Source organism: Bradyrhizobium sp. i1.15.2, from assembly GCF_040548425.1.
GTDB classification, from domain to species: Bacteria; Pseudomonadota; Alphaproteobacteria; order Rhizobiales; family Xanthobacteraceae; genus Bradyrhizobium; species Bradyrhizobium canariense.
This window is the reverse complement of sequence record NZ_JBEPRQ010000038.1, coordinates 34,900-48,015: the sequence shown is the minus strand read 5'-3', so window position 1 is coordinate 48,015 and position 13,116 is coordinate 34,900. Positions and strand designations below refer to the sequence as shown.

The window sequence follows — 13,116 nt, the reverse complement described above, 5'->3', positions numbered from 1 at the left end:
ACCTGTATGCTGCTGTGCGGTTTTCCTGCGTGTGCTTTTCGCGCAGCGGACCGCGGGTGCCAGCCGGCACCCGGCCTTCCCTGCGCCCTCTTGGACAAGAGGGTGGAATCACCAGGCAAAGCTCGGGCGAACGCGCCGCGAGGACGCGAAGCCGTGTCTGCGGCTACACACTCCCTGTCATCGCCCGGCTTGACCGGGCGATCCAGTATTCCGAGACAGTTATGATTGAACCGAGAAGCCGCGGCGTACTGGATTCCCCGCTCTCGCGGGGAATGACAGTGGTGCTGGGAGGACGAAGCTGCCGCCTCATACGCCGTCATTGCGAGCGCAGCGAAGCAATCCAGTCTGCCGCCGCGGAGGGATTCTGGATTGCTTCCGCCTTCGCTAAAGCTTCGGCGGACAAGTCGCTTCGCTCGCAATGACGATGGGGAGAGAGTGGGGGCGGCGCGCCGTTCTAGCCGCCGAGTATCCGCCTGCAAGCGTCGACGAACACCTGGGCGCCGGTGGCGATGTCAGCGTCAGCGGTGTTCTCGGTCCAGTGATGGCTGATGCCGCCGATCGACGGTACGAACAGCATGCCCGCGGGCATGACGGCCGCAAGCATCTGCGCATCGTGGCCGGCGCCGCTGGGCATGCGGATGGATCGTCCGCCGGCCAGGGCCTTGCTCGCGGCTTCGATCGCGTCCTGGATGCCCGCGTTCATCATGGCCGGCGCGCCAGTGCGAATCTTTTCCACGGTGACGGTGCAGGGACCGTTCGCGCTGGCCTCGTCCGCCATGCTCCGCAGCAGTTGCTCCAGGCGGGCGATGACAAAAGGATCGTCGTCGCGGATCTGGAACAGCATTTCGGCTCCCCCCGGAATGATGCTGGGCGCGCCGGGATCGAGCGTGATGCGGCCGGTGGTCCAGACCGTGCGCGGCCCGCAGCTATCGGGGAAACGCTCGTCGATCGCGACGCAGAACTTTGCCAGCGCCAGCCCGGCATCCTTCCGTGCAGCCATGCGGGTCGTGCCGGCGTGATTCTGCTCACCGACGAAATTGATCTGGTATTGCCAGATGCCGACGATGGAGGTGACAACGCCGATCGCAAGGCGGCCGCTCTCGAGCGTGTCGCCCTGCTCGATATGGGCTTCCAGATATCCGACGTGCCGGCCCGGCTCGGCGGTAGTGCGCGGTCGTCCTGCGAGCCCCATGTCGGCGAGTGCGTCCCGCATGGTGCGGCCGCTGGTACGGTCGCGTGCGACATCAATGTCGGCCTCGGTCACTTGCCCGACATAGGAGCGCGAACCGAGGAAGTGTCCAAAATGTCCCTCCTCGTCGCACCAGGCGGCAAGTTCGACCGCACCTTCGAGCGAGGGATCGGCATTGAGCACGCGGGCCGCTTCGAGCGCGTAGACGACACCGAGCGGCCCGTCGAGCCAGCCGGCGTAGTTCTGGCTTTCGAGATGTGATCCCGCCAGCAGCTTGGGTCCCGACTTTGCGCTGGTGCCGAAGACATTGCCGATGCCGTCGATCGCGGCGGTGAGGCCCGCGTCGGGTAGCTTCCGCACCAGCCAATCCAGCGAAAGCTTGTGCGGCTCGGAGAAAGTCGGCTTGTGCACGCCGGTCTTGTAGGCGCCGATGGCACGGAGCGCATTGAGATCGGCGAGAACCCGCTCGCCGTTTGCGCGTGAAAAGGTCTCAGGCATGCTCGGCAACCTTCAACGCCTCGGTGCGGATCTCCTCGACCAGCCGTTCCTTCAACTGGACGAATTCGGGCGTGGTCTTGATCTTGTAGGAGCGCGGATGCGGCAGGTCCACGTTGATCTCGGCCTTGATGCGGCCGGGACGCGCGCTCATGACGATGACGCGGCTGCCGAGGAAGATCGCTTCCTCGATGTCGTGGGTCACGAACAGCACGGTCTTCTGGTCGCGCTCCCAGATGCCGAGCAGCATTTCCTGCATCAGGGCGCGTGTCTGGTTGTCGAGCGCGCCGAAGGGCTCGTCGAGCAGCAGGATCTTGGGATCATTGGCGAGCGCGCGCGCGATCGCGGTGCGTTGCTGCATGCCGCCGGAGAGTTGTTTGGGCCAATGGTTCTCAAAGCCGGACAGGCCGACCTGGCGAATGAAGGCGTCGGCGATCTTGTTTCGCTCCGCCTCGGGCACGCCACGCTCGCGCAGGCCGAAGGCGATGTTCTCGCGCACCGTCAGCCAGGGAAACAACGTGTAGGACTGGAACACCATACCGCGGTCGGCGCCCGGGCCGCTCACTTCGCGTCCATCGAGCACCACGCGTCCGCCGGTCGGACGATCGAGGCCGGCGACGATGCGCAGCAGCGTGGACTTGCCGCAGCCGGAAGGGCCAAGGATAGTAACGAAGTCGTTGTTGCCGATCACAAGATCGGTCGGCTCCAGCGCCCTCGTCGGGGCGTTGCCGTGGCGCGCGGGAAAGGTTCGCGAGACCTGTTCGATCTTGAGGATCGTCATGCGAGCCTCCAGGGAAACAGCCACGCGTTGAATGCCTTGAACAGGAAGTCCGAGACCAGGCCGATCAGCCCGATCACGATGATGCCGAAGATGATCTGGCCGGTGTTGAGCAGCGCCTGGCTGTCGGTGATCATGTGGCCGATGCCGGAGGAGGAGCCGATCAGTTCGGCGACGATGACATAGGTCCACGCCCAGCCCAGCACCAGCCGCAGGATCTCGGCGATCTCCGGCGCGGAAGAGGGCAACAGCACGCGGCGGATGATGCCGCGGTCGCTGGCCCCCAGCGTATAGGCCGCCTCGACCAGGTCGCGCCGCGTGGTGCCGACGGTGACCGCGATCATCAGGATGATCTGGAACACCGAGCCGATGAAGATGACGAGCAGCTTCTGCAGCTCGCCGATGCCGGCCCACAGGATCAGGAGGGGAATGAAAGCGGAGGCCGGCAGATAGCGCGCAAAGGAGACGAACGGTTCAAGGAATGCCTCGACCGGCTTGTAGGCGCCCATCAGCACGCCGAACGGCACGGCGATGATGGCGGCCAGTACGAAGCCGCCGACGACGCGCCAGATCGTCATGCCGATGTCGAACAGGAAGCCCTGTTTGATGATCAGATCGACGCCTTCCTGCACCATGGTCAGCGGGTTGGCGAGGAACACTTTCGACACGTGGCCGCCGAAGGTTGCCCAGGACCAGAGGGCAACGAACACCACGAAGAACGCAAGGCCGTAAGCCACGCGCTGCCTTGACGTCACGGGATCGAGGGGACGCATCAAACTGTGTATCCGGGTGGTGAACAAGTCTACCGGCCCCGCCGCGAGACGGGGCCGGCGGCTCCTGGGAGATTTACTTGATGTAGCTGGCGTCGAAGAGATCCTCGACCTTCGGCGCGGCCTTGATGATGCCGATCTCCAGCAGGAGGTCGGCGGCTTCCTTGTTGAAGGTCAGGAAATCGCCGGCGAAGAATTTCTGGTTCGCTGCCTTGTCCTGCCAGCGCAGATACTTTGCCGAGTTGCCGAACGCCTCGCCGCTCTGCTTCACGTCGGCGCCCATGATCTCGTAGGCTTTGGCCTGGTCCTTGGCGATCATGTCGAGCGCCTCGAAATAGCTGTCGGCGAGCGCCTTGGCGGCCTTCGGGTTCTCGGTGAGGAATTTCGGCGTGCAGCCGAACGTGTCCATGACCATCGGATAGTCGAGCGTGGTGGCGATGATCTTGCCCTTGTCGGGGGCGGCACGAACCGTCGACAGATACGGCTCGTAGGTCATCGCGGCATCGTTCTGGCCGGAGACGAAGGCCTGCGCGGCCGCGGCCGGCTCGAGGTTCACGACGGTGACGTCCTTCACCGACAGGCCGTTCTTCTTGAGCATCCAGGCCAGCGCGAAATAGGGCGAGGTGCCGGGCGCGGAAGCCGCAACCGTCTTGCCCTTCAGATCCTTGATCGCGGCGAGCTCGTTCCGCACGGCCATGCCGTCGGCGCCGTAGCTCTTGTCGAGCTGGAAGATCTGCTTGGTCGCGACGCCGTTGGCGTTCCAGGAGATCCAGGTCTCCACGGTCGTTGCCGCGCACTGGACGTCGCCGGACGCGATCGCGAGATGGCGATCCTTCTGCGGAATCTTCTTGATGGTGACGTCGAGGCCGTTCTTCTTGAAGATGCCGGCCTCCTTCGCCAGCGTCAGCGGCGCGAAGCCGGTCCATCCGGAGATGCCGACGCCGACCTTGACGTCGTCGGCGAGCACGGGGGTGGAGACCGTAAGCGCAATGACTGCCGCAAATACTTTCGAACTACGCATGATTGTCGTCCTCTTGCCGATCGATGGATTGACGTCCTGTTGATCATTGTCAGTCCCAATGGACCGTTGCCCGAAACGTTGCACGATTTGTGCCGACATCGTCCTCTCAGCCTCCCTTGAATCGGGCGACAAGGCGGTGAGAGTCACCGGGATAGAGCAGCCGCACGGCGGTGATCGTGCGCGTGCTGCGCCAGGTATAGCGGTCGATCACGAGGCAGGGTGCGCCGACGGCGATGTCGAGCGCTTCGGCCGTGCGATCGTCCGCAACGATAGCGCTGATCGTATGCTCTGCCTCTGTCCATGGAACATGGTGAAGCAGCCATGAGCCGGGTGGCTCACGCGAAAAATCCGCGGTCGCCGCATCCGGCACCGACGCGAGATCGATCAGTCTGTCCTCGACGGCGAAAGGCACGTTGTCGGCGCTGTGGCGGCAGGTGATCGCGACCACCTTGCCCGCCTTCTTGACGCCGAGGCGGTCGCGGTCGGCAGCGGTTGCGGCGCGGAGCTTGCGACCGATCAGCTCGTAGCCGTAAGCGCGCCCAAGCCCGGTGATCTCTGCGCGCATGTCGGCGATCTTGAGCACGGCCGACTGGTGTTGCGGCCGGCGGACGAAGGAGCCGGCACGTCGCCGCCGCTCGATCAGGTCGGCTTGGGCGAGCTCCGACAGCGCCTTGTTCACGGTCATGCGCGAGCAGCCGTAGCGCGCGACCAGTTCGTGCTCGAACGGGATGCGATGGCCCGGCGGCCATTCCCCGGTCAGGATGCGCTTCTCGATGTCGGCGCGGATCCGTTTGTAGAGCGTCGGCTTGTCGGCGGCATCTGTGGCGAGGCTCATGCGACGAGCCTCCGGACCGACGCGTTGAAGCGTTCGCGTGCGGTCTGGCGCAGCCGGTGCCGTCCGCCCTCGACGACCTTGTCGCCGCCGGCCCAGACGCAATCGACCGCACCGCTGCCTGCGGCAAAGATCCAGCCGTCGATGACGGCGTCGCGCGCGCGCCCCGCCAGCGAGGGATGCGTGGTGTCGAGCGTGACGATGTCGGCGCGCGCACCTGGCGTGAGACCGACTGACATCTGTGCTAGTGCCCGCGCGCCGCCTGAAAGCGCATGATCGAACAGGGCGCGTCCCGTCGAGCGGCCTGCGCCGGCGGAGAGCACGTTGCGCTCGCGGTGCTTGAGCCGTTGGCCATATTCGAGCTGGCGCAGCTCGTCGGCGACGCCGACCAGCACATTGGAATCCGTGCCAATGCCAAAGGCACCGCCGGCACCGACGAATTCGCGAGCCGAGAAAATGCCGTCGCCAAGGCTTGCCTCGGTGATAGGGCAGAGTCCCGCGACCGCGCCAGTCTTGGCGAATGCAGTGACTTCTTCATCCGTCGTGTGGGTCGCGTGGATGAGGCACCAGCGTCGGTCGACTGGCGCGTGCTCAAGCAGCCATTGCACTGGACGCTGTCCAGACCAGGCCAGGCAATCCTCGACCTCCTTCACCTGCTCGGCGGCATGAATGTGCACCGGGCCGCCGTCCGCGAGCGGAATGATCGCTGCAAGCTCGGCCGGCGTCACAGCGCGCAAACTGTGCGGCGCGATACCGATATTTGCGCCCGGCAATTGTTCAATCGCCTTGCGCGAGGCGCTCACCAGCGCGGCGAACTGATCAACCGTACAGATGAAGCGGCGCTGGTCGGCATGCGGTGCTGCGCCACCAAATGAGCCGTGCGCATAAAAACTCGGCAGCAATGTCAGTGCAATACCCGAGGCTTCGGCGGCCTGCGCGATGCGTGCGGCCATTTCGCCGATGTCGGCGTAGGGCGAGCCATCGCGGTCATGATGCAGATAATGGAATTCGCCGACGCGGGTAAAACCCTGCTCCAGCATCTCGACATAAAGCAGTGTCGCGACCGCTGCGACGTCGTCAGGCGTCATCGCCAGCGCGAAGCGGTACATCGCCTCGCGCCAGGTCCAGAAGGTGTCGGTGCTGTCGCCGCGCAGTTCTGCGAGACCCGCCATGCCGCGCTGGAAGGCGTGGCTGTGCAGGCTCGCAAGTCCCGGAAGCGCGATGTCGTGGTGTTCGTCCCCGGAGGCCGGGGCCACGCCCGGCGTCACCTCGGCGATCGCGCCGGCGGTGATCACCACCTGCACGTCATTGGCCCAGCCCGAGGGCAGGAGCGCGGAGGCGAAATGCAGTCGTGTCATGTTTCCATGCCGGCTGGACAGAACCGCGACACGATTATATGTCTAGACATATAAGTCAAGCATCCCAGGGCGCAGGGGCATCCGCGAAGGGACAGTTGCATGGCAGAGCGCTTCGACCGGATCTGGCATAACGCCCGGCTCGCCACGATGCGGGCCGACCGCCCCGATCTTGGTGAGATCGAGCATGGCGTGATCGCCGCGCGCGCCGGCCGTATCGTCTATGCAGGTGCGCAGACTGATTTTCCGGCGGATGCCGATGCAGCCGAACGGATCGATTGCGGAGGGCGCTGGATCACGCCCGGTCTCGTCGATTGTCACACCCATCTGGTCTATGGCGGCAACCGCGCCCATGAATTCGAGCTGCGCCTGAAGGGCGCGAGCTACGAGGAGATCGCGCGCGCCGGCGGCGGTATCGTCTCGACAGTGGCCGCGACGCGCAAGGCAAGCGAGGCCGAGCTCGTAGCACACGCGCTGCCGCGGCTCGATGCGCTGATTGCCGAGGGTGCCACCACGGTCGAGATCAAGTCCGGCTACGGCTTGGATACCGAGACCGAGATGCGCCAGCTGGCCGCCGCGCGAAGCCTCGGCTGTCAGCGGTCGGTCGCGATCCGCACATCCTTCCTCGGCGCGCATGCGCTGCCGATCGAGGCGGAGGGCGACAAGGATCGTTACATCGATCTCGTCTGCAGGGAGATGTTGCCTGCGATTGCAAAGGCCGGCCTGGCCGATGCCGTCGATGCCTTCATGGAGGGGATTGCATTTTCCGGCGAGCAGACGGCGCAGGTGTTCGAGACAGCGGGGCGGCTTGGACTGCCGGTTAAGCTGCATGCCGACCAGCTCTCGAACCTCGGCGGCGCTGCGCTTGCCGCGAAATTCTCGGCGCTATCGGCTGATCACCTCGAGCACACCGACGAAGCCGGTGCAGCGGCGATGGCAAAAGCTAAAACGGTGGCCGTGCTGCTGCCCGGCGCCTTCTACTTCATCCGCGAGACGCAAAAACCGCCGGTCGAGGCGTTCCGCAAGCACGGCGTTGCCATGGCGCTTGCGACCGACTGCAATCCGGGCAGCTCGCCGCTGACTTCGCTCCTGCTTGCCATGAACATGGGCGCGACGCTGTTCCGGATGAATGTGGCCGAATGCCTTGCCGGCGTCACCCGGGAAGGCGCGCGAGCGCTCGGCGTGCTCCATGATACCGGCACGTTAGAGGCAGGCAAATGGTGTGATCTTGCGATCTGGGACATCGAGTGCCCCGCCGAGCTGGTCTACCGTATCGGCTTCAATCCGCTGCACCGCCGGGTGTGGAGGGGACAATGACGGAGAAGCGCGCGCCGATCGTCGTCAAGCCGGGAACCGTCGGCCTCGATGACCTCGCGCGCGTGCTCGAAGGCGCGTCTGTTGTTCTAGATCCCTCGTTCTGGCCGCGCGTCGACGCGGCCGCGGAGATCGTTGCAAGGGCCGCGCGCGCCGACGCTCCCGTGTACGGGATCAACACCGGCTTCGGCAAACTTGCCTCGAAGCGCATTCCGCCGGACCAGACCGCGCTGCTCCAGCGCAACCTCATCGTCTCGCATTGCTGCGGCGTCGGTGCGGCGACGCCCGAGCCCATCGTCCGCCTGATGATGGCACTGAAGATCATCTCGCTCGGGCGCGGCGCCTCCGGCGTGCGCCGCGAGGTGATCGAGCAGCTGCAGGCCATGCTGGCGCGGCGCGTCTCACCGCTGGTGCCGCAGCAGGGTTCGGTCGGCGCTTCCGGTGACCTCGCGCCGCTCGCGCATATGACCGCCGTGATGATCGGCGAAGGGCAGGCGATCGTCGATGGCAAGATCGTATCGGGCCGCGAGGCGCTCGCCGCGGCCGGCCTGCCGCCACTGACGCTCGGTCCCAAGGAAGGGCTCGCGCTGATCAACGGCACGCAATTCTCCACTGCCTACGCCGTCTCCGGCGTGCTGCGCGCATTTCGCCTGGCCCGCGCCGCGCTCGTCACCGGCGCGCTGTCGGTCGATGCGGCGATGGCCTCGACGGCGCCGTTCCGCCCCGAAATCCAGGCGCTGCGCGGCCATTCGGGACAGATCGCGGCCGCGGCAGCCTTGATGGCGCTGCTCGAGGGCAGCGACATCCGCCTGTCGCATCTCGAAGGCGACGAGCGCGTGCAGGATCCCTATTGCCTGCGCTGCCAGCCGCAGGTCGCAGGCGCGGCGCTCGACCTGATCGTGCAGGCGGCGCGGACGCTGATCGTCGAGGCCAATGCCGTCACCGACAATCCGCTCGTGCTGGTCGAGACCGGCGAGATCGTCTCCGGCGGAAACTTCCATGCCGAACCGGTGGCCTTTGCCGCGGATACCATCGCGCTTGCGCTGTCGGAAATCGGTGCGATCAGCGAGCGGCGCATCGCGACGCTGGTCGATCCCGCGCTCAATTTCGGCCTGCCGCCGTTCCTCACTCCCGATCCCGGTATCAATTCCGGCTTCATGATCGCCGAGGTGACGGCGGCCGCGCTCTATGCCGAGAACAAGCAGCGCGCGGCCGCCTGCTCGATCGACTCGACGCCGACCAGTGCCAACCAGGAAGACCACGTCTCGATGGCCGCGCATGCCGCACGGCGGCTGTCCGATATGGCCGACAATCTCGCTGCCATCCTCGGCATCGAGTTCCTGGTCGCCGCCCAGGGCATCACGCTACGCGCGCCGCACGCGACGAGTGCGCCGCTCGTTGCCGTCATTGCGGCACTGCGCGAGCAGGTAGCGCCGCTCGGCGCCGACCGCTACATGGCCGGCGATCTCGCCAAGGCTGCAGCGATGATCGAGGCCGACGCGCTGCCGGCTGCGGCGCTCGCCGTACTTTCAACCGACCCGTTTCCGACGCTTGCCTGACGAGGTGTTCCGCATGAACCGCCGACTGGACAATGACCGCACCATCCGCGCGCCCCGCGGCAGCGAAATCAGCGCCAAGAGCTGGCTGACGGAAGCGCCCTTGCGCATGCTCATGAACAATCTCGATCCCGACGTTGCAGAACGTCCGAGCGAGCTCGTGGTCTATGGCGGCATCGGCCGCGCCGCGCGCGACTGGGAGAGCTTTGACCGGATCATTGCGACGTTGCGCAAGCTCGAAGCCGACGAGACGCTCCTGGTCCAGTCCGGCAAGCCGGTCGGCGTGTTCCGCACCCATGCTGACGCGCCGCGCGTCCTGATCGCCAACTCCAACATCGTGCCGCACTGGGCGACGCTCGATCATTTCAACGAGCTCGATCGCAAGGGCCTGATGATGTACGGCCAGATGACGGCGGGTTCCTGGATCTATATCGGCAGCCAGGGCATCGTGCAGGGCACCTACGAGACTTTTGTTGAGGTCGGGCGTCGCCATTACGGCGGCAGCCTCGCCGGCAAATGGATTCTGACGGCCGGTCTCGGCGGCATGGGCGGCGCGCAGCCGCTGGCTGCGACCATGGCGGGAGCCTCGATGCTGGCAGTCGAATGCCAGCCGAGCCGCATCGAGATGCGTCTGCGCACCGGTTATCTCGATCGCCAGGCCGCCACGCTCGACGAGGCACTTGCGATCACGGCGGAGGCGGCCAAGACGAAGAAGGCGGTCTCGGTCGGTCTGCTCGGCAATGCCGCGGAGATTTTTCCCGAGCTGGTCCGCCGCGGCGTCAGGCCCGATATCGTCACCGACCAGACCAGCGCGCACGATCCGATCAACGGCTATTTGCCGAAGGGCTGGACGCTCGCGGAGTGGGAAGCCACGCGCGCCGCCGACCCCAAGGCCGTGGAGCGCGCCTCGAAAACCTCGATGGTCGAGCACGTCCAGGCCATGCTGGATTTCCATGCGCAAGGCATCCCGACCCTCGACTACGGCAACAACATCCGCCAGATGGCCCAGGACATGGGCCTGAAGAATGCCTTCGATTTTCCGGGCTTTGTCCCCGCCTATATCCGTCCGTTGTTCTGCCGCGGCGTCGGGCCGTTCCGCTGGGCGGCGCTGTCGGGAGATCCCGAGGACATCTTCAAGACCGACGCCAAGGTCAAGGAGCTGATGCCTGACGACAAGCACCTGCACAATTGGCTCGACATGGCCAGGGAGCGCATCAAGTTTCAGGGCCTGCCGGCACGGATCTGCTGGGTCGGGCTTGGCGATCGCGATCGCCTGGGCCTTGCCTTCAACGAGATGGTGGCGCGCGGCGAATTGAAGGCACCCATCGTGATCGGCCGCGACCATCTCGACAGCGGCTCGGTGGCGAGCCCCAACCGCGAAACCGAAGCGATGAAGGACGGGTCGGATGCTGTGTCCGACTGGCCCTTGCTCAACGCTCTGCTCAATTGCGCCAGCGGCGCGACCTGGGTGTCGCTGCATCATGGCGGTGGCGTCGGTATCGGCTATTCCCAGCATGCCGGCATGGTGATCGTCGCCGACGGCACGCCGGAAGCGGCGAAGCGGATCGCGCGCGTGCTCTGGAACGACCCTGGCAGCGGAGTCATGCGCCACGCCGACGCGGGCTACGACACCGCGATCGAATGTGCCCGCGACAAGGGGCTCGATCTGCCGAGCCTGCGCTAGTCCAGGCGCGACTCAGGCCACGACCCTGGCACCGGCGCCGCCAAGGCGCTGGCGTTCCTTTGCGAGATACTCGTCGATCGCGTCGCCGTGCATGGGCTTGGCGAAGTAGTAGCCCTGGATGAAGTCGCATCCCAGCCGGCGCAGGGTGTCGAGCTGAGCGCGGGTCTCGACGCCCTCGGCGACGCAGGCGATCTCCATGTCGTCACAGAGGCCTGTGAGGGACTTGATGATCTTGTGGCTCACTGCATTGTCATTGACGTCGGCGATGAAGCTGCGGTCGATCTTGATCTTGTCGAGCGGCAGCCAGTGCACGTGGCTCAGCGAGGAATAGCCGGTGCCGAAATCGTCCAGCGAAATGCCGCAGCCCATCGCCTTCAATGCCGCGATCGACTGTTGTGCGCGTACGAAATCGAAGGTGACGGCGGTCTCGGTGATCTCGAAATCGATCCGGCGCGACGACAGCCCGCTCTTCTCGACGATGGTGATCAGCGGCAGGATGCCCTCGGGCGAGCAGATGTCGTGCGCGGACAGGTTGAACGACAGGCGGATGTGGTCGGGCCAGGTCCTGGCCGTCGCGAGCGCGCGCGCCAGCAGCGCTTGCGTCAGCGGCCGGATCAGGCCGATGCGCTCGGCGGCGGGAATGAAGTCGGCCGGCGAAACCAGGCCGAGGCGGGAGCTGCGCCAGCGCGCCAGGACCTCGAAGCCGGCGGTGTGCTCGCTCATGGCGTCCACGATCGGCTGGAACACCAAGTCCATCTCGGTGCTGAAATCGGCGGTGCGCAGCAAATTCTCGATGACGCCGCGGCTGCGGATCTCGGCCTCGAGCTCGCTCGAGAAGATCACGGTGCGGCCGCGCAGATGCCGCTTGGCGTGATAGAGCGAATAGTCGGCGCATTCATAGAGCGCTTCCGCCGTCGTTGCCGATTGCGGGAATAGCGCGAAGCCGATCGAGCAGGACAGCCCGGTATGGGCGGTGTCGAGCTGGTAGGGCAGCTTGACCTGGTCACCAACGCGTTCGCCGAGCCGCATCAGATCCGCATCGTCAGGGTCGCCGCACACGACGAGGCCGAACTCGTCGCCGCCGAGCCTGGCGAATTCCACCCGCTGCGGGCCGAAGCCCTCGCAGACTTCGCGGATGCGCCGGCCCGCCTCGATCAGAACGCGGTCGCCGACCGAATGGCCGTAATTGTCGTTGATCGGCTTGAAGCCATCGAGGTCGATGATCCCGACCGCGACGCGAACGTTCCTGCGCTCGGCATCGGTGAACGCGCTCGACAGCTCGGCGAAGAAGCGGCGGCGGTTCGGCAGTTCGGTCAGGGAATCGAGGTTGGCGAGGCGGAAGTTCTCGTCCGAGAGGGCTTGGGTCGCCGCCTGCTGCGCCAGCAGCGATTTGCGGCTCGCGACGAGATCGGCGAAGTCGCGATAGTAGATGAACAGCACCGTCACCATCGCCCCCGACACGAGCAGATTGTTGACGGCGATCGCCTTCAGCGTCGGCTCGCCGGTGGCCCAGAAGAACAGCACATAGGGCACGTCGACGACCAGCGTCACGATCAGTGCCGCCGAGCGCAGATGCATCAGCGAGAAGATGCAGCCGATCACGGTCACCGCCATGTAAAAGGCAACCTGGCTCTTGGCGAAGGGGTCGCCGTAAGGGTAGAGCGCGAAGGACCAGACTGTGAAGCCCGCGCCGATCGGCAATGTCATCCAGTTGGTGGCGCGCAGATTGCGTAGGATGTCGGCATCGGTGCGCACGAGGTGCCGTTGGCGCAGCCACCAGAAGGTGCGAAGCGCCGCGAGCGCGGTCAGCACGGATGGCACGATGAGCGTCAACCAGTCCGGCGCCACGCTCACATAGGTATAGGCGACAGCGATCGTGTTGCTCATGAGGATGAAATAGAGCAACGGGATCTGCTTGGAGAAGGCGTCGAATTGCGCGCGCGTGAGGTCGGGGTCAGCGGGCACGCGAAACAGCTGCAACGCGGCGGCGAGATGAGACTTCAAATTGGTGACAGGCATTGCAATACGAGCCCCGGATCCCCTTCAAAACGCTGGGGATGTTGCACGGCGAGGGTAAAGGTCGCGTTAGGCGGGTCTCGCAGGAAAAGCCGGCGAAGGTTGT

General features: G+C 65.5%; 10 protein-coding genes. 3 read left to right on the top strand and 7 right to left on the bottom strand.

What is annotated here, in order from left to right; all coding sequences use genetic code 11:
* Positions 1-454: 454 nt before the first annotated feature.
* The 6 genes from ABIB80_RS36235 to ABIB80_RS36210 form a co-directional block, all read right to left on the bottom strand.
* On the bottom strand, positions 455-1,687 hold the full coding sequence (locus ABIB80_RS36235) for a Zn-dependent hydrolase (RefSeq protein ID WP_354129299.1): 1,233 nt from the start codon (positions 1,685-1,687) through the stop codon (positions 455-457).
* Entirely contained in the window at positions 1,680-2,465 is a 786-nt protein-coding gene (locus ABIB80_RS36230) for an ABC transporter ATP-binding protein (protein ID WP_354129298.1), read from the bottom strand. Before ABIB80_RS36230 ends, ABIB80_RS36235 begins: the two co-directional genes overlap by 8 nt.
* Positions 2,462-3,235 carry an ABC transporter permease gene (locus ABIB80_RS36225; protein ID WP_007601313.1) on the bottom strand — a complete coding sequence of 258 codons (774 nt, stop codon included), beginning with the start codon at positions 3,233-3,235 and terminating at the stop codon, positions 2,462-2,464. The genes ABIB80_RS36230 and ABIB80_RS36225 overlap by 4 nt, the downstream gene beginning before the upstream one ends.
* 73 nt (positions 3,236-3,308) lie before the next feature.
* Positions 3,309-4,253, bottom strand: coding sequence for an ABC transporter substrate-binding protein (locus tag ABIB80_RS36220; protein WP_007601314.1), 945 nt, complete (start codon positions 4,251-4,253; stop codon positions 3,309-3,311).
* Between the two features lie 106 nt (positions 4,254-4,359).
* Entirely contained in the window at positions 4,360-5,088 is a 729-nt protein-coding gene (gene hutC, locus ABIB80_RS36215; protein ID WP_007601316.1) for a histidine utilization transcriptional repressor HutC, read from the bottom strand.
* The gene (locus tag ABIB80_RS36210; RefSeq protein WP_007601318.1) at positions 5,085-6,443 is read right to left on the bottom strand and encodes a formimidoylglutamate deiminase; all 1,359 of its coding nucleotides are present in this window, start codon (positions 6,441-6,443) and stop codon (positions 5,085-5,087) included. Before ABIB80_RS36210 ends, hutC begins: the two co-directional genes overlap by 4 nt.
* Before the next feature lie 99 nt (positions 6,444-6,542).
* Here ABIB80_RS36210 and hutI point away from each other — a divergent pair, with 99 nt between their 5' ends.
* From hutI to hutU, 3 genes are read left to right on the top strand one after another with little or no spacing between them, the layout of a single operon-like run.
* Positions 6,543-7,757, top strand: a complete 1,215-nt coding sequence (gene hutI / locus ABIB80_RS36205; RefSeq protein ID WP_007601320.1) for an imidazolonepropionase — start codon at positions 6,543-6,545, stop codon at positions 7,755-7,757.
* The gene (gene hutH / locus ABIB80_RS36200; RefSeq protein WP_007601333.1) at positions 7,754-9,313 is read left to right on the top strand and encodes a histidine ammonia-lyase; all 1,560 of its coding nucleotides are present in this window, start codon (positions 7,754-7,756) and stop codon (positions 9,311-9,313) included. The genes hutI and hutH overlap by 4 nt, the downstream gene beginning before the upstream one ends.
* 13 nt (positions 9,314-9,326) lie before the next feature.
* Positions 9,327-10,994: a urocanate hydratase gene (hutU, locus tag ABIB80_RS36195; protein WP_007601335.1), complete on the top strand. Its 1,668-nt coding sequence runs from the start codon at positions 9,327-9,329 to the stop codon at positions 10,992-10,994.
* Positions 10,995-11,006: 12 nt separating this feature from the next.
* Here the strand turns inward: hutU and ABIB80_RS36190 are convergent, their stop codons facing one another.
* Entirely contained in the window at positions 11,007-13,013 is a 2,007-nt protein-coding gene (locus ABIB80_RS36190) for a putative bifunctional diguanylate cyclase/phosphodiesterase (protein ID WP_007601337.1), read from the bottom strand.
* Positions 13,014-13,116: the final 103 nt, after the last annotated feature.

Coding starts and splice junctions, on each gene's coding strand:
- ABIB80_RS36220 (WP_007601314.1), bottom strand. CDS start 4,253: ATGCGTAGTTCGAAAGTATTTGCGGCAGTCATTGCGCTTACGGTCTCC.
- hutU (WP_007601335.1), top strand. CDS start 9,327: ATGAACCGCCGACTGGACAATGACCGCACCATCCGCGCGCCCCGCGGC.
- ABIB80_RS36230 (WP_354129298.1), bottom strand. CDS start 2,465: ATGACGATCCTCAAGATCGAACAGGTCTCGCGAACCTTTCCCGCGCGC.
- ABIB80_RS36190 (WP_007601337.1), bottom strand. CDS start 13,013: ATGCCTGTCACCAATTTGAAGTCTCATCTCGCCGCCGCGTTGCAGCTG.
- ABIB80_RS36210 (WP_007601318.1), bottom strand. CDS start 6,443: ATGACACGACTGCATTTCGCCTCCGCGCTCCTGCCCTCGGGCTGGGCC.
- ABIB80_RS36225 (WP_007601313.1), bottom strand. CDS start 3,235: ATGCGTCCCCTCGATCCCGTGACGTCAAGGCAGCGCGTGGCTTACGGC.
- hutC (WP_007601316.1), bottom strand. CDS start 5,088: ATGAGCCTCGCCACAGATGCCGCCGACAAGCCGACGCTCTACAAACGG.
- hutI (WP_007601320.1), top strand. CDS start 6,543: ATGGCAGAGCGCTTCGACCGGATCTGGCATAACGCCCGGCTCGCCACG.
- ABIB80_RS36235 (WP_354129299.1), bottom strand. CDS start 1,687: ATGCCTGAGACCTTTTCACGCGCAAACGGCGAGCGGGTTCTCGCCGAT.
- hutH (WP_007601333.1), top strand. CDS start 7,754: ATGACGGAGAAGCGCGCGCCGATCGTCGTCAAGCCGGGAACCGTCGGC.